Origin of the sequence: Streptomyces sp. VNUA24 (genome assembly GCF_029167005.1) — a bacterium.
GTDB classification, from domain to species: domain Bacteria; phylum Actinomycetota; class Actinomycetes; order Streptomycetales; family Streptomycetaceae; genus Streptomyces; species Streptomyces scabiei.
Genome location: NZ_CP119143.1, coordinates 1,759,979 through 1,778,816 on the forward strand (window position 1 = coordinate 1,759,979; position 18,838 = coordinate 1,778,816).

Genomic DNA, 18,838 nt, shown 5'->3' on the forward strand with positions numbered 1-18,838 from the left:
GCGCGCGACGCAGAGTGCCAGCCCGCCCGCAAATTGGCCAGGTACACGTCACGATGGGCGCAAAGTCGATCGGCCCTCCTTCAGAGATGGGCTTGTCGGTGCCGTGCCGGACGTGCGGGTGGGTTCTCGCTCGCGGGTCAGACGACGGGTTCGCCGGTCCCGGCCACCTCGCGCAGGTGGTGGTCGCGGGCGAGGAGGAGGTAGCTGCTCGCGGTCCAGGTGTAGGCGCGGTCGCGCAGGCCGGTGCCGGTGAGGGCGTCGAAGTTCTCGGCGAACCCGTGGGCCTCGCACAGGGCGCGGAAGCGGGCGCTGATGTCGTCCGCGAGCCGCTGGTGGCCCGCGCGGCGCAGGCCGTCCTCGACGAGCACGGTGGCGGGGGCCCAGATCGGGCCGCGCCAGTAGCCGTCGGCGAGGTAGTGCGGGGAGGTGGGGAGTTCGGTGGCGAGGCCGTACGGGGTGAGGTGGGCCTTGATGTGGTCGGCGAGAGTGCCGGCGACCTCGGCGGGCAGGTGCTCGCCGAGCGCGATGGGCATCAAGTCGAGGAGGCCGGCGCTGCTCCAGGTCTCCCCTGTGCCGGCCGAGCGGGCGACGAACCTGTCTCCGGTCCAGAGCTGGTCGAGCAGCGCCGACTGGGTCTCCCCGGCCGTCCGCGTCCAGCGCGCCGCCTCGTCCTCGTTGCCCAATTCCTTTGCCAGTGCGGCGAGTTCGTGGAGCTGCAGGGCGAGGAAGGCGGCGAGGTCGGCGGTGACGACCACCCGCTCGGGGTCGAAGGTGGTGGCGTTGTCCCAGCCGCTGTCGTTGCCGTGCTGGTAGTACGGCAGGTCGGCGCCGGGGGCGCGCCGGGCGGTGAGCCAGAAGCCGGTCCAGCGCTCCAGGCGTTCGTAGACCTCCGTCAGTTCGGCGCGGTCCGGAGGGCTGGGCAGGGTGCGGCGCAGACGGCCGTAGGCCCAGCCGTGGATGGGCGGCTTGACGAAGTTGTAGAGGACCTCGGAGTGGGTGACCGAGTCGGGCAGGGCGCCGCTCGCGTCCTGGTGGTCGAAGGGGAGGTGGAACTGGTCGCGGGCCAGCTCCGGCGAACCCCCGGCCAGGGCAAGGGCGTTGAAGCAGTGGTCCCAGCTCCAGACCTTGTCCATCCAGTGCTTGGACATCAGCACGCCCGGCCGGGTGACCAGGCCCTTCGCGGCCACGGTCGCCGACCAGACGACATAGGCGGCGAGTTCGGCGGCCGGGGTGGCGGCGGAACGCCAGGGGGCCACCGCGTCGACGAAGTCCGCGAAGGCGGCCCGCGCGGAGGCCACCACGGTGTCGAAGAGCGCCGAGGGCTCGTACGGCGGGCGGGCGGCGTCGAGTTCCTCGATCGCGATCTCCCAGCGGCCGTCCGCCGCCGCGGTCACGGTGACACCGCGTTCGGCGCTGCCCAGGGCCTGGGTCCCGGCCGTGCCGGCGAGGGCGCCGGACAGGAGCGTGACGCGGTAGCGGCGGCCGGTCTCGTAGGAGGTGAACACGTGCGCGTCCGCCGCCGGGTCGTGGAAGAAGTACGTGCCGCTGAACGGGGTCAGGGTGCGTGCGGCGGCGAGCACGCCGAGGTCCAGGCCGTTGCCCCGAAGCCGTACGGTGTCGGGTGTCTCGTAGACGAGTTCGACGCGTCCGGGTCCGCCGGTCCAGGTGAGCAGCTCCGGGGTCGCCTCGACGCGGGTGACGGTCCGCTCGCCGCTCTCCGGGTCCAGGGGGACCATGCGCAGGACGCCGTGCATGCCGTTCTGGTGCGAGACGAGGTGGAGGTCCTCGGCGTAGGTCTTCTCCGCCACGACGGGCGAGATGTCGAACCAGGACCCGTACGCGCTGAAGGGGATGTCGTGGACGGAGAAGGCGGGGCCGGATCGGGCGGCGGTCATGTGGCGTGACTCGTTTCTGGGGCAGGGGGTGCCGGCCGGCCGGCGCGGGAGAGCGCCGGCCGTCGGGACGGGTCGGGGGGCTCAGTCCTTGACGGCGCCGGTGGTGACACCGGCCGCCACATAGCGCTGGGCCAGGACGAGGATGACCGCGGCGGGCAGGGACGCCACGACGGCGGTGGCCATGATGGCGTTCCACTCCTGGTTGTTGTTGCCGATGTAGTGGTAGATGCCGAGGGTGATGGGTTCGTGGGTGCCGCCGTTGACCAGGGTGTTGGCGAAGACGAAGTCGGACCAGGACCACAGGAAGGCGAACAGCGAGACCGTGACGACGGCGTTGCGGCTCATGGGCAGGACGATCGACCAGAAGGTCCGCAGGGGCCTGGCGCCGTCCATCTGCGCGGCCTGGAGCAGTTCGCCGGGGATGCCGGACATGAACGCGGTGAAGATGAGGACCGCGAAGGGGACGGCCAGGGTGGAGTCGGCGACGATCAGGCCGGGCACGGACTGGAGCAGGCCGAGCTGGAGGTAGATGGCGTAGAAGCCCATCGCCATGATGATGCCGGGGATCATCTGGGCGGCCAGCAGGGCGAAGCTCAGCAGGCCGCCGCCACGGGGGCGCAGCTTGGCGAGCGCGTAGCCGGCGGGCGCGGCCAGGGCCACGGTCAGCACGACGGTGCCGAGGGCGACCACCAGACTGGTGCCGAGGTAGGGCAGTTGCTCGGCGAGCACGGTGCGGTAGCCGGACAGGGTGCCGTGGGCCGGGAACAGGTCCGGCGGGCTCTTGCGCATGTCCTGGTCCCGGGTGAGGGAGACGTTGACCATCCAGTACACCGGGAACAGCATGACCCCGGTCAGCAGCAGGCCGACGGCCGTCTTCCACCACGAGCGGGAGGCACTTCGGTTCATGACAGCGCCTGCTTTCGCTGGACTCGGACGTGGACCAGGCCGAACACCAGGGCGGCGACCACGAGCAGGTTGCCGACGGCCGCGCCGGGGCCGAAGGCCGGCAGGAGGTTGCCGAAGCCGAGCTGGTAGGACCAGGTGGCGAAGGTGGTGGAGGAGTCCGCCGGGCCTCCCTTGGTCATGATCCAGATGATGTCGAAGACCTTGAGGGTGTAGACGAGGCCCAGCAGCAGCGTGATGGCGGAGACCGGGCGCAGCAGGGGGAAGGTGATGCGCCAGAAGCGCTGCCAGGCGTTCGCCCCGTCGAGCGCCGCGGCCTCGTACAGCGATCCGGGGACGGACTGGAGTCCGCTGTAGAGCACCACCAGGTTGAAGGGGACGCCGATCCAGATGTTCGCGATGGTCACCGAGGTCAGCGACCAGTCGGGGGAGGTCAGCCAGTTCACCGGGCCGACGCCGACGGCGTGCAGGGCGGCGTTGACGATGCCGGAGTCGCTGTTGAACATCCACGACCAGGTGGAGGCGGACACGATCAGCGGCAGCAGCCAGGGCACCAGGAACAGGGCCCGCAGGGTGGCCGACAGCCGGAAGTGCTGGTGGAAGAAGACCGCGAGGGCCAGACCGATGGCGTACTGGAAGACCAGGCACACGGCGGTGAAGACGACGGTGTGCAGCAGGGCGGGGGCGAAGGTCGGGTCGTCGAAGACCTTCTGGTAGTTGGCCAGGCCGGTGAAGGGTGCGTCGCCCTGGACGAAGGAGCGGACGGTGTAGTCGCGCAGGCTCAGGTCGAGGTTGCGGTAGAGCGGGTAGGCGTAGAAGAGGACGAGGTAGCAGGTCACCGGGGCGAGGAAGGCCCAGGCGGTCCACTGGGGGGAGGTCGGACGGCGCCGGGGCCGCGCGGAGGGCCGGGTAGGGGCGGCGGTGGCCGCCCCTACCCGGCCGTGCGCGGACCGGCGGTCCGGGACCTGTTTCGTGTCGTTCATCGACGGACCGCGCATCCCTGGTTACTTGACGGCCGACTGGGCCTTGGCCAGCGCGTCCTTCGGCGACGCGGCGCCGCTGAGCGCGGACTGGACGGCCTTCCACAACTGCTCGGAGATCTTGGGGTACTTGGTGCCCAGGTCGTCGCTGGTACGGCCCTTGGCCGCCTTGACCGCCTCGACCCAGGGCTTCAGTGCGGCGTCGGCGGCCACCTGCTTGTCCTGGACCTCGGTGGTGGGCGCGACGTAGGACAGGGTGGTGTCGGTGTCGTACAGGTTGCCGGTGCTGGTGAGACAGGTGACGAGCTTCTGGGAGGTGGCGTAGCGGCCGGTGTCCTTCTGGACGGGGACGGTCACGAACTCGCCGCCGGTCGGGGCGGCCGCGTTGCCGCCCGTGGCGGCCGGGACGGGTATCACCCCGTAGTCGAACCCGGCCTTCTCGGCGTTGGCGAGCTGCCAGGTGCCGTTCTCGCTGAACGCGTAGTCGCCGGTGGCGAACTCCTGCCAGCTGGTGGTCTGGGTGTTGTTGAGGACCGAGTTGGGGGCGTAGCCCTTGTCGAGCCAGCCCTTCCACAGGGACAGCGCGGAGACGCTCTGCGGAGAGTCGAGCGCGGTGAGCTGTGCGTCCGCGCCCCAGAACCACGGCAGGAACTGGAAGCTGCCCTCCTCCGTGCCGATCGCGGAGAAGGTGATCCCCTTCTTGCCGGCCTTCTTGACCTTCGCCAGCGCCGCCGTCAGCGACTTCCAGTCCTTGACCGAGGCGATGTCCACGCCGGCCTTCTTCAGCACCTCCTTGTTGTAGTAGAGGGCGAGGGTGTTGGCGCCGATCGGGGTGCCGTAGGTCTTGCCGCCGGACTGGCCGGCCGCGAGCAGGTTGGGATCCACCGTGGAGGTGTCCAGCTTGTTGTCCTCGGTCGTGGTGAGCACGCCCGCCTCGGCCAGGGTCGAGACGACCGGGTTGTCGACGATGAGGACGTCCGGGGAGTTGCCCTGCTGGGCCGCCAGCAGCGTCTTGTTGGCCAGGTCGCTGGTGTCGAAGCCGGTCCGCTTGATCTTCACGCCCGCGTCGGTGCCGCACTTGTCCAGCAGCTTCGTCCAGGCCGAACCCTTGGCGAACTGCGGGTACGGGTCCCAGACGGTGTAGGTGCCGCTGTCCGCGTCCTTGGCGCCGGTGCTGCCCGAGCCGGAGGAGCAGGCGGTGGCGCCGACGGTCACGGCCAGGGCCGTGAGGGCCGCGGCGGTCAGACGGCGCTGTCCGGGGGTGCTGTGCATGGCGGAGTCCTTAGTTTTTGGCACGGGGGTGCCGTGAGAGGGAGGGTGACGGGGGGAGAGCCGGACACACCGAGGGCGTCGGTGAGGGATCGGGTGCCCGGTGCGCCGGGACGCGGAGGCTCCGGCGATGAGGGTGTGGCCGGGTCACCGCCGTGCGGATGGGGGGCGGCGGGCCCGGGTGTAGTGGGGGTCGGGAGGGTGGGGGCCTCGGGGTGGGGTGCCCAGGGAGTGCGGGGGTCCCTGGGGACCGGGTCTTCGGGCGGGGTCAGGAGGCGCCGAGGGCGGGGCCCGTGCTGGCGCGCAGGGAGATCGGCGGTACGAGGAGGTGGTGCCGGGCGGGGGCACCGGGGCTGTCCAGCCGCTCGACGAGGAGGTCGACGGCGAGCCGGCCCATCTCGGCCGCCGGCACGTCCGCGGCGGTGAGCTGCGGTGTCACCGTCTCCGCCCAGCGGCCGGCGACGATCCCGGTGACGGAGAAGTCACGCGGCACATGGCGGCCCGCGAGGGCCAGCCCCCGGTAGAGCCCGCCCAGTGCCGCCTCGTTCAGGGTGACGAGACCGGTGGTCGCCGGGTCGTCGTGCAGGATCCGCTCCAGGCACGCCTGCCCCGCGGCCGCGTCGTCCCCGCAGGTGTAGGACCGCACGGTCAGTCCGCGTTCGGCGGCGGCCTTGGTGAAGCCGTCCAGCCCGCGGTGCGCGGACTCGTAGCCCGCCCGCAGCAGTTGTTCGGGCCGGTTGACGAAGGCGACCCTGCGATGGCCGAGGTCCGCCAGATGGTGGACGCACGCCTCCGCCAGCGCGGTGTGGTCCAGGCTCACCCACCAACTGCCCTCCGGCCGGGCCGTCCGGCCGATGGCGACGGAGGGGAAGTCCAGCTCGGCCAGGTGATCGACCCGGTCGTCCGCCAGTCTGATCTCCATCAGGATCGCGCCGTCGACGCGCCGCTCCCCCAGCAGCCGCTGGAAGGAACGGTCGCTGTCCACGCCGCTGGGCGACAGCAGCACGTCGTAGTCGTAGGCGGCGGCCGCCTCCACCACACTGCCGATGAAGTCCAGTTGCATGCCCGTGTAGTGGTTCCCGGCCGGCGGGAAGACCAGCCCGATCGTGCTGGTCCGTCCGTTGGCCAGGGCCCGGGCGCTGGCGTTGGGGCGGTAGCCCAGTTCGTCGATGACCTGCTGGATCTTCCGGCGGGTGTCGTCGGACACGGGGCGTTTGCCGCTCAGGGCGTAGGACACGGTGCTCCGCGAGACACCGGCCCGCCGGGCGATCTCACCGATGTTCACGGAGAACTCCTTGCTCGAACCGGTTCGACGCTCCCGCCGGGCGGTGCGTCCGAGCCGCGTACGTGGTCGGGTGAGGAGGATGCGACGTCCGGTCGTCGAACCGGTTCGCGTGAAGTGAAGGTAGGAACAAGCCGGACGGCTGTCAACACCTGAAACGGGATTCCCCGACACAGGCCGGCAATCCCTCCGACACACGCGCCGGCACCGATCCGGCCGCGTCCGATGTATTGCTGTGGGAAATCCGCGGTGCTAGCTTCCCTGCGAACCGGTTCGATGAAGTGATCCTTCCGGCTGACCCGGGCTCCGTGCCCACAGCCCTTGCTGTGCCCGCGCCACCACGGCCGCCCGGGCCGACCGCCCCGGCTCCGGTGTGCGCGCGATCGAACCGATTCCGCGCCGCGCCTCCCCGAACCCGCCTCACCGGACACGGCCCACGACGGGCGGTCGGGGCGGGCGCGGCCGGGACCCCCGTTACTCAAGGATTGAGGACGCACTCCATGCCATCCGCTGACAGATCAGCCCGGCGCCGGGCCCCGGCCGCCGTCGCCCTGGCCCTCGGCGCGGGCGCGCTGGTCGCGCCGGCCGTGCCCGCCCAGGCGGCCGACACGCCCGAGCCCACGGCCCACTACACCTTCGACGAGGACGACCTCGCGTCCGGGAAGATCACGGACAGCTCCGGCAACGGACTGACGGCGAGCCTGGTCAACGCCGCCACCGCGAACGCGGTCGAGGGCGCGGGCGGCGGCAAGGCACTCTCCCTGCCCGGCGGGGCGCCCACCTCCGACGGGGCGTACGTGCGGCTGCCCCGCGCGGTGCTCGGCGACGCCACCGACCTGACGGTGTCCGCGCGTGTGAAGTGGGGCGGCGACAAGTCGTCCTGGCAGCGGATCTTCGACCTGGGCACCGACACCGGCAAGTACCTCTTCACCACCCCGTCGAACAACGGCGGGCTGCTGCGCACCGCCGTGACGACCGGCGGAGGCGGCGCGGAGGCCCAGGTCTCCGGATACGCGGCGCTGCCCGCCGACGCCTGGCGCACGGTCACCGTCACCCTCGACACCGCCGCCGGACGCGTCACCACCTACCTCGACGGCGTGGCGGTCTCCTCCGCCGCGACGAACGTCAAGGCCAGGGAGCTGCTGGACGGCTCGGCCACCGCCGCCGGCTACATCGGCAAGTCCTTCTACCCGGATCCGCTGCTCAAGGGCGCGATCGACGACTTCACCGTGTGGCACGCGGCGCTCAGCCCCGAGCAGGTGGCCGGTACCGTCGCGGACGTGCCGACCCTGCGTGAGCTGTCGAAGACGTCCTTCGAGGTCCGGACGACGACCGGGACCGCCCCCTCCCTCCCCGTCGCCGTCCGCGCCTCCTTCTCCGACGGCTACGACCGGGACACGCCCGTCACCTGGGACGCCGTACCGGCCGGGGCGTACGAGCGGCCGGGCACGTTCACCGTCGCGGGCACCGCCGCCGGGCGTGCGGTCAGGGCGACGGTCACCGTGGTCCGCGAGGGTCAGCTCACCGTCGACCTGGGCTCGGACACCGGTGCCTTCCACGGCGGCGCCTCCGGCACCCTCTACGGCGTCTACGGACCGGACGTCCCCACCAACAACCTCATCGAGGGCATGGGGCTGCGCACGGTCTCCACCAAGGCGCAGGACGGCCCGCAGCACCCGGGCGCCGACGCGCTGGAGGTGGTGAAACCGCTGGCGGACTCCACCGACGGCGACGTGTACATCTACATGACCGACATCCACCGCGGTTTCCCGTACGAATGGCCGGGCGACACCCCCGCCGAGAAGCTGCGGCTCTACGAGCAGAAGATGGCCAAGCAGGTCGACCAGGTTCTCCGGCTGCCGAAGCGGTACCAGGACAACATCGTCTTCGTGCCGTTCAACGAGCCCGAGGGCAACATGTTCGGCACCGGCCAGTGGAGTTACGACAAGGTCAGCTGGCTCGACGACCCCGACGCCTTCTTCGGCGCCTGGGACTCCGCGTACAAGCTGATCAAGGACAGGATGCCGGACGCCCGGATCGCGGGCCCCAACACCAGCATCCTGTACGACCAGGTGAAGGGCTTCCTGTCCCACGCGCTGGCCGCCGGCACCCTCCCCGACGTCGTCACCTGGCACGAGCTGAGCCACCCGGAGGCGGTCCGCGACAGCGTGGCCACGTACCGGGGCTGGGAGAAGGACCTGTTCGAGGGCACCTCGCGCGAGGGCACCCGACTCCCGATCAACATCAACGAATACGCCTTCAACTACCACACCTCGGTCCCGGGCCAGATGATCCAGTGGGTCTCCGCGATCGAGGAGTCCAAGGTGGACGCCGACATCGCGTACTGGAACATCGACGGCAACCTCTCCGACTCCGCCGTGCAGGCGAACCGCGGCAACGGCCAGTGGTGGCTGCTCAACGCGTACGCCTCGATGACCGGACACACGGTGAAGGTGAACCCGCCGTCCCCCGGCGAGAACTACACCATGCAGGGTGTCGGCACACTCGACGAGAAGAAGAAGCAGGCCCGCCTGATCTTCGGCGGCTCCACCGGCAAGGGCCACATCACCTTCACCGACGTACCCAGGAAGGTCTTCGGCAAGAGCGTGCACGCCTGGGTCCGCGAGATCGAGTGGAGCGGACAGGTCGGCGACAGCTCCGGCCCGAGGCTCCTCACGGAGACGAACCTGGACGTCGGTGCCGACGGCACGGTCTCCGTCGACTTCGGTGACGGGACCCTGCCCCGGCTGAAGGAGTCCTCGGCGTACGAGATCGTCCTCAGCCCCGCCGGGAACGCGAAGGCCACGCGGACCGCGCCCGTGCGCTGGCAGAACTCCTATGAGGCGGAGGACGCCGCCCACACCGGATCCGGCTACTCGAAGAACGGCCCCGAGGGTTCACCGCGCGACGTGTCGAAGTTCTACACCTCCGGCGGCTACGACGTCGGCGGACTGCGCACCGGGTCGGACATGACGCTCGACTTCACCGTGGACGTGCCCGAGGACGGCACCTACGACCTGAGCGTCTTCGCCAACTCCCTCAACACCTTCGACAAGGTGAAGGAGCAGGGCCCCACCAATGTCTTCCTCCGGGTGGACGGCAAGGCGGACAGCGAGCGGGAGCTGTATCTGCCGCTCGGCTACAAGTGGGTGGTGTGGGACCACACCGACACCACGGTGAAGCTCACCAAGGGCAGGCACACGCTGACGCTGGCCGCGAAGAGCCTCGACGGCAGGAGCGCCACCAAGGGCGACGCCATCGTCGACCGGCTGACCCTGTCCCTGCCCGACGCCTCCGCCCGTACGCAGGTGTACGAGGGTGAACTGGCCTGGCTCGGCGGCCGGGCGCGCACCGCCTACGACCCGCCCCGGCGCGCGGCCACCGGATCAGGCGCCGCCCGGCTCCCCAAGGACGGGACCGCCACGTTCTGGGTCTACTCCCCCGCCGACCGTGAGGCCACCCTCCGGGTCGACACCCTGAAGGGCTCCGGCGCCCGCGTCTCCGTCAACGGCCAGGACCTCATGCGCCTGGACGAGGGCGGGAACAGCGTGGCGGTCTCCCTCTCCGGTGGCGTCAACAAGGTGACGGTGACCGGGACTTCGCACACCACCATGGTCGACCGCCTCTCGGTCACCCCCACGGAGGGCACGCTCCCGGCGCGCACCTACGAGGGGAAGAGCGCCGAACTGGCCGGCTCGGCGGCCCTCGCCCCGCTCTCCCTGGCCACCGACGGCACCGCGATCACGGGGATCGGCGGCGCCCCGGGCAACGGCAACACGGCCACGTTCACCGTCACCGCGGACGAGGCGGGCACGCACGCGCTGCGCATCCGCTACTCCAACCCCGAGCAGTCCCCCGCCACCCACTACAACCCGGACCCGCTCGCGCGCCACGCCGACATCGCCGTCAACGGCGGCGAGTCGAAGCGGTTCACCTTCCCGCACACCTTCCACCAGAACAACTTCTGGGAGCTGACCGTCCCCGTCCAGCTGAAGAAGGGGCAGAACACGATCACCTTCCGCTCCGAGGAACTCCCGAACTTCGACGGCACCACCTACGCCTCGGACACCTTCCCCGGCGTACTGCTCCGCTCCCGCTACGCACCGCTGATCGACCGGATCACCGTCGCGCCGTACGCGAAGGCGGTGCGCTGACGTGAGGTGAGCGACAGGTAGCGCGAACGTCCGGGTCCGTCGGTCTGACCGACCCGGACGTTCGCGGTGGAGCCGGTACAGTGGCGGCCGGCGAAAGAAGAGATCCTCCGATGGACTCCCGCACCGCGCGCATCCGCTCCAAGCTGGCGAGGATCCCGTACCAGCCGCAGCGCAGCCACTCCGCGGGCGCCGAGCGTCACGCGTTCCGCCTCGGACCGCGCATCGGTTCCGCCCGGGTCGACGCCTTCGAGGCCGAGCACCACATCGCGCTGCCGTGGGCCTACCGCACGTTCCTCGTCGAACTCGGCGTCGGTGCCGGGCCCTTCTACGGTCTGCTTCCGCTGGAGGAGTGCAGGCTGTTCACCATGGACCGGCAGCCACCGGACGGCGCCCCCCGGGGCTTCCACCACGCGCTCCACCCGGACGCGGCGCGAGGAGACCTGTTCCTGCACATCATCGAGATGGGCTGCACCGATCTGTGCCTCGTCGGCGTGACCGGCCCGCTCACCGGCCGCGTGCTCACCGGCAACGCGGACGGCTTCCGGCCGCCCAACGTCTCCTCCGCCCCGGACTTCCTCTCCTGGTACGAACGCTGGCTGGACCATATGCGCGAGGGCAAGGACAACCGGGCGCTCGGACTCACCTCACCGGCGACCGTCGCCACCGCCCCCTGGGGCCCACGCGCCAGGGGACGGTAGTGGCTTGTCGCCACGGCGGCGGAGCGGTGAGCTCAGCGGACGTGGGACAGGGCCCACGCCAGGGCGTGGTCCGCGATCTCCTCCCAGCCGGGCGAGGCCGGCATGAGGTGGGGCTGTCCCGGATAGACCTTGATCTCGGTGACGGTCTTCGACTTGTAGTGCTTGAGGTTGGACTGCTGGATCTTGGGCGGCATCAGGTGGTCCAGCTCGCCGGAGAGGAACAGCAGCGGTGCGCGGTCGTCGTTGTGGTAGTTCACCCAGATGTCCTGGTGGCCGGGCTGGAGGTTGGCCAGCACGCTGTTCCACAGGATGCGGCCCGAGGCGGGGACCGCGTACCGCTCGTAGAGCGCCCGGGACTCCTCCTCGGAGAAGGTGTTGGTGAAGGCGTAGTGCCACTGCTCATGGGTGAGGCCGACCGCCTTGTGATGGTTGGCCGGGTTCTTGAGCACGGGGAAGGTCGCCTTCAGCTGGCTGAGCGGAGCCACCCGTACGCCCTCGGTGGGTGCGGAGTTGATGGCCACTCCGGCCGCGCCGAAGCCGTGGTCGAGGAGGACCTGGGTGAACGCCCCGCCCGCCGAGTGGCCGATCAGGACGGGGGGCTTGTCGAGGCCGCGGATCACGTTCGCCAGGCTCTCGACGATCTGCGGAGCGGTGATCGTCTCGATCGGGGTCGGGTCGGCGTTCAGGGACTCGACCTCCGCCTCGAAGCCGGGGTAGGCGGGCGCGAGCACCCGGTAGCCCTGCTTCTCGTACCGGTCGATCCAGTGCTCCCAACTGCGGGGGGTGACCCAGAAACCGTGGATCAGGACGATGGTGTCCGGTGCGCTCATCGGTGTTCCTTCCCGTGCGTCAGCGGGTGGCCCGGTAGGCGGTCATGATCTGGCGGACGACGACGTCCGGATGGGACATCATCACGACGTGCGAGGCTCCCTTGACCTCGACGGCCGAGCTGCGGGCACGCTCGGCCATGAAGCGCTGTGCCGCGGCCGGGATGACCTTGTCGGCGGTGGGGATCACGTACCAGGACGGCAGGGTCTTCCAGGCCGGCACGCCACTGGCGGACGCCAGGCCGCCCACGCTCCCCGGGCGCTGGGTGGCCGCCATGAGCCGGGTCACGGACACCGGCAGGTCGGCGGCGAACACGCCGTGGAACTTCGCCGGGTCGATGTAGCCGTCGGTGCCGGTGGTGCCGTCGGGCAGCGGGAACGGCCGGGTCACCAGCGCGTCCGGCAGTTCGCTGCCCGGGAACATGCCGGCCAGCTGCAGGGCGCTCTCGCCCTCGTCGGGCGCGAAGGCCCCGACGTACACCAGGGCCTTGACGTGCGCGTGGCCGCGCCCGGCGTTGGTGATGACCTCGCCGCCGTAGGAGTGTCCGACCAGGACGACGGGGCCGGAGATGCTGCCGACGACGCTGGAGACGTAGGCCGAGTCGCCCGCGAGGTCGCGCAGCGGGTTCGCGGGGGCGATGACCGGGAAGCCGGCCTTCAGCAGCCGGGCGATGACGTCGTTCCAGCCGGAGGAGTCGGCGAACACGCCGTGCACGAGCACGACGGTCGGCTTCCTGCCGCTGCCCGAGGGGGCGGCGGCCGCGGCGGGGGCGGCGGTGAGGGTGACCGCCCCCGCGGCGAGCAGGCCGCCGAGGACGCGGCGGCGGGGCTGACCTTCGGATGTCAACTGAGGGGTCCTTCCGGATCAGGAGTTGAGGAAGTCCAGCAGGTCTGTGCCGAGTTGTACCTTGTGCGTGTCCGTGATGCCGTGCGGCGCGCCCGGGTAGACCTTCAGCGTCGCGTTCTTGATCCGGGCCGCCGACGCCTTGCCGCCCACCTCGAAGGGGACGACCTGGTCGTCGTCTCCGTGGACGACGAGCGTGGGCACGTCGAAGGCGTCGAGGTCGGCGCGGAAGTCGGTGGCCGAGAAGGCCGCGACGCATTCGTAGGCGCCCCGGTGCCCGGCCTGCATGCTCTGGAGCCAGAACGCGTCCCGGATGCCCTGGGAGACGTCCGAGCCGGGCCGGTTGTGCCCGAAGAACGGTCCGTCGGCCAGGTCGTGGTACAGCTGCGAGCGGTCCGCGAGCGACCCGGCGCGGATCGCGTCGAACACCTCGACCGGCAGACCACCGGGGTTGTCGTCGGTCTGGAGCATGAACGGCGGCACGGCGGAGACCAGCACGAGCTGCGCGACGCGGGCGGTGCCGTGCCGGCCGACGTAGCGGGCGACCTCGCCGCCGCCCGTGGAGAAGCCGACCAGGGTGGCGTCGCGCAGGTCGAGGGTGTCGATCAGGGTGGCGAGGTCGTCGGCGTAGGTGTTCATCTCGTTGCCGTGCCAGGTCTGGGAGGAACGGCCGTGCCCACGGCGGTCGTGGGCGATGACGCGGAAGCCGTTCGACGCGAGGAACAGCGCTTGCGCCTCCCAGCTGTCGGAGTTCAGTGGCCAGCCGTGGCTGAGCACGACCGGCCGGCCCGTTCCCCAGTCCTTGTAGAAGATCTGCGCTCCGTCGTTCGCGGTCACGTACGGCATGCGTACTCCCGTCTGCAGGATCTGTCCGGTCGCCCCCAGCTTCGGCCGGGACGGTCGGTGCGCGAATCCCGTGGAGCGCGTAGTCGTGAGCCGGGTCAGTCGTGAGCCGGGTCGGTCGTGAGCCGGGTCGGTCGTGAGCCGGGTCAGTCGTCCACGGCCTGCTGCAGCTGCCGCCGGGAGGTGACGTCGAGCTTGCGGAAGATCTTCCGCAGGTGGTAGTCGACCGTGCTGGCGCTGATGTACAGCTGGGCGGCGATCTCGGCGTTGGTCGCCCCGCCCTTGGCGAGACGGGCGATCTGGAGCTCCTGCGAGGTCAGCGCGGACGCCGTGCCGGCCGGCCCGCGCCGGGGCCGCGCCCCCGTGGCGGCCAGTTCCTGGGCGGCACGGGCCGCGTACACCGTGGCGCCCATGGCGTCGAACATCGTGACGGCCGTGCCCAGTTGCTCGCCGGCGTCCTTGCGGCGCTTGCGGCGGCGCAGCCACTCGCCGTACAGCAGGTGGGCGACGGCGAGGTCGGAGCGGGCGCGGGTGCCCGACAGCAGGGTGATCGCCTCGCGGTAAAGCGGCTCGGCGTCGTCGACCGCCGCGAGCAGGGCCCTGGAGCGGGCCAGCAGTCCCAGCGCCCAGGGCGTGCCGGAGGCCGTCGCCCGGGATGTCTGCGTGCGCAGCGCGTCCGCCGCCAGCACCCGGTCGCCGCAGCGTACGGCCGCCTCGACGAGCCGGGGGAGCACGCGGGAGTGCACCCCGAGCACGTCCTGCTCGATCAGGGCGTGCGCGATGGCGCGGGCCTGGGCGTAGTCACCGCGGCCGAGGGCCAGCACCACCATGCCGATCCGGGCGATGGACTCGACCGCGCCGGCGCCCAGGTAGGTGCCCGCCTCCATGGAGCCGCGCAGCACGGCGTCGAGGCCGTCGTGCTCGCCGTGCCAGGCGAGCAGCTCGGGGTGGCGGTAGATGGCCCACACGTCGTCGTTCGCGCCGATCGCCGAACGGATCCGGTGACCCTCGGCCAACAGGTCGTCGGCCGCGGCCAGTTCGCCCAGGTTGGTCTCGGACATGGTGCCGCAGTACAACGCGGTGTCCAGCTGCCACAGGGAACCGGTCCGCCGGGCGGCGTCGGCCGCCCGGCGGATCACGGCGGTGTGGGTCTCCTCGTCCCAGAGGATCATCGACAGGGTGACGGCGGGCAGATAGCCGCGCAGCACCTCCTCCTCGGTGGTCGCCGGGTCGAGCACCATGGCGCAGGCCCGCTTCAGGTGGGGCATGGCCTCCTCGTAGCCATCCGTGATCAGCGCCGCGAAACCGCGCAGTGCGAGGTCGACGCCCGTCGCGGGGCGCGTGCGCGGCAGCAGCGTCTCCACGGCACGGGCGATCTCGGCCAGTGTGGTGTCTCGTATCAGGTGCTCGCCGGTGATGGCGCGCTCGATCGCGACGAGGAGGGCCTCGCGGGCCAGTTCGGGGGCACCGTCGAGGAGCAGCAGCGCGGCGCGCACACAGAGCGCCGGGGCGTGCGCGAACGAGTCCGCGCGGCCCAGGGCGATGCCCGTGTTCGCCCGGACCAGCAGCGCCCTGCCCTGGCCGGCGTCACCGAGCAGGTCCCCGTCGATGGCGTCCAGCAGCGACTCCGCCTGCAGCGGGGCCCCGGCACGCAGCGCCGCCTCGGCGGCCGCCAGCAGCCGTCCCGCCCGTACCTCGCCCGCCGGTGTCAGCTCGGCCGCCCGGGTCAGGAAGGTGGCACGGGCGGCATAGCCACCGCGCGCGCCCGCCCGGTCGGCCACGCGTTCCACCTCGGCGGCGACCTCGGCGTCCTCCCCGATCGCGGCCGCGGCCAGGTGCCACGCCCGCCGGTCGATGTCGGCCGGCCGCTCGGTGGCCGCGGCCAGCGCGTGGTGGGCCTGTCTGCGCTCCACGCTGGTGGCGCCGCTGTAGACGGCGGAGCGCACCAGCGGATGACGGAACCGCACGGCCGTGTGCACCGCCACGAGACGCGCGCTCTCGGCCGGTCCGGAGGCGTCCGCGCCGATGCCGAGCCAGCGGGCCGCGCTCATGAGGTAGCCGAGGTCGCCTCCCGGCTCGGCGGCGGCGAGGAGCAGCCAGGTCCGTGTCGGCTGCGGCAGCTCCCGCACCTTGCCGAGGTAGTACGCCTCCAGTCTGCCGCCGACCGGCAGCGGTTCGGACAGGGCGAGGCCCCCGGAGAGCTGGTCGGCGGACAACTCCCGCCCCAGGTCGGTCAGGGCGAGCGGATTGCCGGCCGTCGCGGACACGATCCGCGCCGCCACCCGGTGGTCGAGCCGGCCGGGGACGGTCTCCCGCAGCAGTTCCAGGGCGAACCGGTCCTCCAGTCCCGTGACCTCGGTGGGCGTGATTCCGGCGGGCACCTCGAAACCCGTGCGCGCGGCGAACAGCAGCCCGACGCCCTCCGCGTGCACGCGCCGCCCGACGAAGGCGAGCACGCCCAAGGACTCCTCGTCGAGCCACTGCGCGTCGTCCACGCAGATCAGCAGGGGTCGCCGCTTCGCGGTCTCCGCGAGCAGGGTGAGCGTCGCGAGTCCGACCAGGAAGCGGTCGGCGGGCGGGCCGTCGGTCAGTCCGCACGCCACCCGCAGTGCCTCGCCCTGCGTCTCGGGCAGTGCCCGGACCTCCTTCAGGTCGTCCAGGAACGGTACGAGCACGCGGTGCAGCGCCGCGAAGGGGAACCCCGACTCCGCCTCCACTCCGGCCACCCGCAGGACCCGTAGGTCGGCGGCCTCCGAGGCCGCGTGGTCCAGCAGGACGGTCTTGCCGATGCCGGCGTCGCCGCACAGCAGGACGACACCGCTCAGCCCTTCCCGTAACTCCCCGACGAACCGGTCGAGTGCTTCCCGTTCCCTGACCCGCCCCTTGAGCACCACACCCACACCTTCCGGAAAGATCGGGTGACAAGGTCGACGCGGCCCCCCACGTTCCCCCTACGGACACCCTCCGCCACTTGGGCCTATCCTGCGCAGGTTCTCCTGCGTCCATGAGGGACTTCCCGAAGTCGAAAGGTGCGCTCCGCTTGTCCGTCCCTGCGGAGCAACTCCGCTGCCCCGCAAGGCAGTTGCTGTCACTTGATGCCGGGGGGAAGGCCGTGGACACCGTCGCACGGGGACGGCTCGTCCGGGATGTCGAGGGGGAGGACGCCCCACTCCTCGGCGATGGCCATCACCTGCCCCTCGGACGGCATGTCGGCGAACCAGTCGTCCCACGCCGCCTCGTCCCAGGCGTCCATCCCCTCCTCCCGCCCCCGGACGCCGACGCCGAGCCGGTGCTCGATCGGGGTCGGTTCGCCGACGCGCAGGGGCACGTCACCGTCGTAGCAGTAGGCACGCACGACGCGGCCGGCCTCCACCCGCGCCCAGGCATGGCTCTCGACGACGCGGTCGGTGCGGAAGTACTGGAAGTCACCCAGCAGCGAGCCGAGCGATCGGAGCCAGGCCAGCAGGGACGGCCCGTTGTCCCGCAGTCCCGCCGCGAGGTGGACCCGGCCGTGGGCCAGGGTCCAGCCGTCCACGGGAGAGGCCACGAAGACGCCCCGCCGGTACGCGGTCTCCGTCCCGGTCGCCCAGTCCATCGTCACGCGCGTGTGCAGGCCGAGCGCGTCGGCCACCTCCCGGTCGCCCCGGCCGGGCACGGCCAGCCAGGACGTCTTGTAGCCGATTCCCACGGCGCTCCCCTCCCTCTCCCCCTCGCGTACGCGCATCCTGCCGTACGCGAGGGAGGTCCCGGGAAGCACGGTCACCGGATGCGGTGGGACCTCCAGAAGGGGCCGAGGTCCTTGTCCGTCGCCGCCTGCGCGGCCTTCTTGAAGGCGGCCGTGGTGGAGACGCCGTACCAGTGGTCCGCGGCGTACCGCTTGAGCATCCGCGCCATGGTGCCGGCGCCGAGCGTGCGTTCCAGGTCGGCCAGGGCGCAGGATCCGGCCGTGTAGACGAGGTGGTACTCGCCGCGGTGCCGGGACCAGTAGGCCATGGAGTTGGTCAGTGCGGTGCTGTCGTCCGGCCAGTCCACCTCCGACCAGCAGTCACGGGTCTCCCACCCGTAGAAGCGGGCGTTGGCGTACTGCGCGAAGCTCTCGTCCAGCCACGGCGAGGCGTACTCGTCGTTGCCGACGATGCCGTACCACCACTGGTGCGCCACCTCGTGGACGACGGCGCCGCCCTCCTCGGTGGTGCCGACCAGGACCAGGCCCGGGTACTCCATGCCGCCGCCGAATCGGCTGGTCATCACCAGGTCGATCTCGCCGTACGGGTAGCGGCCGAACTCCTTGCCGAAGCGGTCGATCGAGGCGACGGCGTCCGCGCGGTTGACGCGCACCCCCGCGGCGGGCGTGTCGGCCGCCCAGTACGACTTCACGCGCACACCCCCGGGGCTGGTCTGCGTCGCCGTGCGGAACGGTCCCGCGGCCCAGGCGAAGTCCCGTACGCGGTGCGCGACGCTCAGGGTGACGGTGCGGCCGTGGCCGGCGGGCAGCGTCCGGGTGCGGCCGGTGGCGGGGACCTTCAGGGCCGACGGATGGTCGAGGCGGACCCGGAAGTCGCTCGCCAGCGCATGGAAACTCTCGCCGAGGACCACGTACGGGTCGAGGTGCCAGCCGCGCGCGTCGTGGACGGCGAGCACGGGCAGGGCGTTGCCGAGGAAGCGGTGGGCGCCGTCGCGGCCGAAGCGGTCGGTACGGTCGGGGACGGAGACGGAGACGTCGAAGGCGACGGACGTCCGCTCACCGTGCGCGAGGGGCCTGGGCAGGGCGATGCGCAGGGCCGTGCACCGTACGGTGAGCCGGTCCGGCCTGCCGCCCCGGACCTTCGACACGGTGACGGGGGACGGCGCGCCCGGCTTGCCGCATCCGTCCTGGCCGTTGCCCCACAGCCTTAGCCACACCTCGCGCAGCGGCTGGCGGGACGCGTTGCGGAACGACACCTTCTGGCGTCCCGCCCAGTGACTGCCGTCGGCGTCGGCCCGCAGGGACACGTCGTACCGCGCGCGATCCGGTGTCGCGGTCCTGGGCGTCGCCGCACCGGCCGCCGCGTGCGCCCGGTGCGCGCCGGGGCCGGCCACGATGAGCTGGACGACCAGTGCGAGCAGCACGAACACCACACCCACGGGACGGCGAACCGATCTG

13 protein-coding genes are annotated in these 18,838 nt (G+C 71.6%); 2 read left to right on the forward strand and 11 right to left on the reverse strand.

Translation table 11 applies throughout. From position 1 onward, the window contains the following. Positions 1-137: 137 nt before the first annotated feature. From PYR72_RS07325 to PYR72_RS07345, 5 genes are all read right to left on the reverse strand, one after another. Entirely contained in the window at positions 138-1,895 is a 1,758-nt protein-coding gene (locus tag PYR72_RS07325) for a trehalase family glycosidase (protein ID WP_275454505.1), read from the reverse strand. A gap of 81 nt (positions 1,896-1,976) precedes the next feature. Next, the gene (locus tag PYR72_RS07330) at positions 1,977-2,801 is read right to left on the reverse strand and encodes a carbohydrate ABC transporter permease (RefSeq protein ID WP_012998391.1); all 825 of its coding nucleotides are present in this window, start codon (positions 2,799-2,801) and stop codon (positions 1,977-1,979) included. After that, positions 2,798-3,781, reverse strand: coding sequence for a sugar ABC transporter permease (locus tag PYR72_RS07335; RefSeq protein WP_275454506.1), 984 nt, complete (start codon positions 3,779-3,781; stop codon positions 2,798-2,800). The genes PYR72_RS07330 and PYR72_RS07335 overlap by 4 nt, the downstream gene beginning before the upstream one ends. Positions 3,782-3,802: 21 nt before the next feature. Beyond that, a complete protein-coding gene (locus tag PYR72_RS07340) occupies positions 3,803-5,050 on the reverse strand; it encodes an extracellular solute-binding protein (protein WP_275454507.1) in 1,248 nt (415 codons plus the stop codon). 265 nt (positions 5,051-5,315) lie between these two features. After that, complete coding sequence (locus PYR72_RS07345; RefSeq protein ID WP_275454508.1) at positions 5,316-6,332, reverse strand: LacI family DNA-binding transcriptional regulator; 1,017 nt, start codon at positions 6,330-6,332, stop codon at positions 5,316-5,318. 497 nt (positions 6,333-6,829) lie between these two features. Between PYR72_RS07345 and PYR72_RS07350 the strand changes: the two genes are divergently transcribed. Together PYR72_RS07350 and PYR72_RS07355 are read left to right on the forward strand one after the other, a co-directional pair. Next, positions 6,830-10,483 (forward strand): LamG-like jellyroll fold domain-containing protein, encoded by a 3,654-nt coding sequence (locus PYR72_RS07350; protein ID WP_275454509.1) that lies wholly within the window; start codon positions 6,830-6,832, stop codon positions 10,481-10,483. Positions 10,484-10,593: 110 nt separating this feature from the next. After that, positions 10,594-11,181 (forward strand): SMI1/KNR4 family protein, encoded by a 588-nt coding sequence (locus PYR72_RS07355; RefSeq protein ID WP_275454510.1) that lies wholly within the window; start codon positions 10,594-10,596, stop codon positions 11,179-11,181. A gap of 32 nt (positions 11,182-11,213) precedes the next feature. On the opposite strand, the gene PYR72_RS07360 is transcribed toward PYR72_RS07355, so the two are convergent. From PYR72_RS07360 to PYR72_RS07385, 6 genes are all read right to left on the reverse strand, one after another. Beyond that, positions 11,214-12,011 (reverse strand): alpha/beta hydrolase, encoded by a 798-nt coding sequence (locus PYR72_RS07360; RefSeq protein WP_275454511.1) that lies wholly within the window; start codon positions 12,009-12,011, stop codon positions 11,214-11,216. 19 nt (positions 12,012-12,030) lie between these two features. Continuing rightward, the gene (locus PYR72_RS07365) at positions 12,031-12,855 is read right to left on the reverse strand and encodes an alpha/beta hydrolase (RefSeq protein ID WP_275454512.1); all 825 of its coding nucleotides are present in this window, start codon (positions 12,853-12,855) and stop codon (positions 12,031-12,033) included. Between the two features lie 18 nt (positions 12,856-12,873). Beyond that, positions 12,874-13,698: an alpha/beta hydrolase gene (locus PYR72_RS07370; protein ID WP_275454513.1), complete on the reverse strand. Its 825-nt coding sequence runs from the start codon at positions 13,696-13,698 to the stop codon at positions 12,874-12,876. A 143-nt stretch (positions 13,699-13,841) separates the two neighbouring features. Beyond that, positions 13,842-16,589 carry a LuxR family transcriptional regulator gene (locus PYR72_RS07375; RefSeq protein WP_275454514.1) on the reverse strand — a complete coding sequence of 916 codons (2,748 nt, stop codon included), beginning with the start codon at positions 16,587-16,589 and terminating at the stop codon, positions 13,842-13,844. 194 nt (positions 16,590-16,783) lie between these two features. Further along, complete coding sequence (locus PYR72_RS07380; RefSeq protein ID WP_275454515.1) at positions 16,784-17,458, reverse strand: hypothetical protein; 675 nt, start codon at positions 17,456-17,458, stop codon at positions 16,784-16,786. Next, positions 17,455-18,813 (reverse strand): M1 family metallopeptidase, encoded by a 1,359-nt coding sequence (locus PYR72_RS07385; protein ID WP_275460352.1) that lies wholly within the window; start codon positions 18,811-18,813, stop codon positions 17,455-17,457. Before PYR72_RS07385 ends, PYR72_RS07380 begins: the two co-directional genes overlap by 4 nt. Positions 18,814-18,838: the final 25 nt, after the last annotated feature.

Coding starts and splice junctions, on each gene's coding strand:
- PYR72_RS07340 (WP_275454507.1), bottom strand. CDS start 5,050: ATGCACAGCACCCCCGGACAGCGCCGTCTGACCGCCGCGGCCCTCACG.
- PYR72_RS07335 (WP_275454506.1), bottom strand. CDS start 3,781: ATGAACGACACGAAACAGGTCCCGGACCGCCGGTCCGCGCACGGCCGG.
- PYR72_RS07325 (WP_275454505.1), bottom strand. CDS start 1,895: ATGACCGCCGCCCGATCCGGCCCCGCCTTCTCCGTCCACGACATCCCC.
- PYR72_RS07370 (WP_275454513.1), bottom strand. CDS start 13,698: ATGCCGTACGTGACCGCGAACGACGGAGCGCAGATCTTCTACAAGGAC.
- PYR72_RS07350 (WP_275454509.1), top strand. CDS start 6,830: ATGCCATCCGCTGACAGATCAGCCCGGCGCCGGGCCCCGGCCGCCGTC.
- PYR72_RS07360 (WP_275454511.1), bottom strand. CDS start 12,011: ATGAGCGCACCGGACACCATCGTCCTGATCCACGGTTTCTGGGTCACC.
- PYR72_RS07330 (WP_012998391.1), bottom strand. CDS start 2,801: ATGAACCGAAGTGCCTCCCGCTCGTGGTGGAAGACGGCCGTCGGCCTG.
- PYR72_RS07355 (WP_275454510.1), top strand. CDS start 10,594: ATGGACTCCCGCACCGCGCGCATCCGCTCCAAGCTGGCGAGGATCCCG.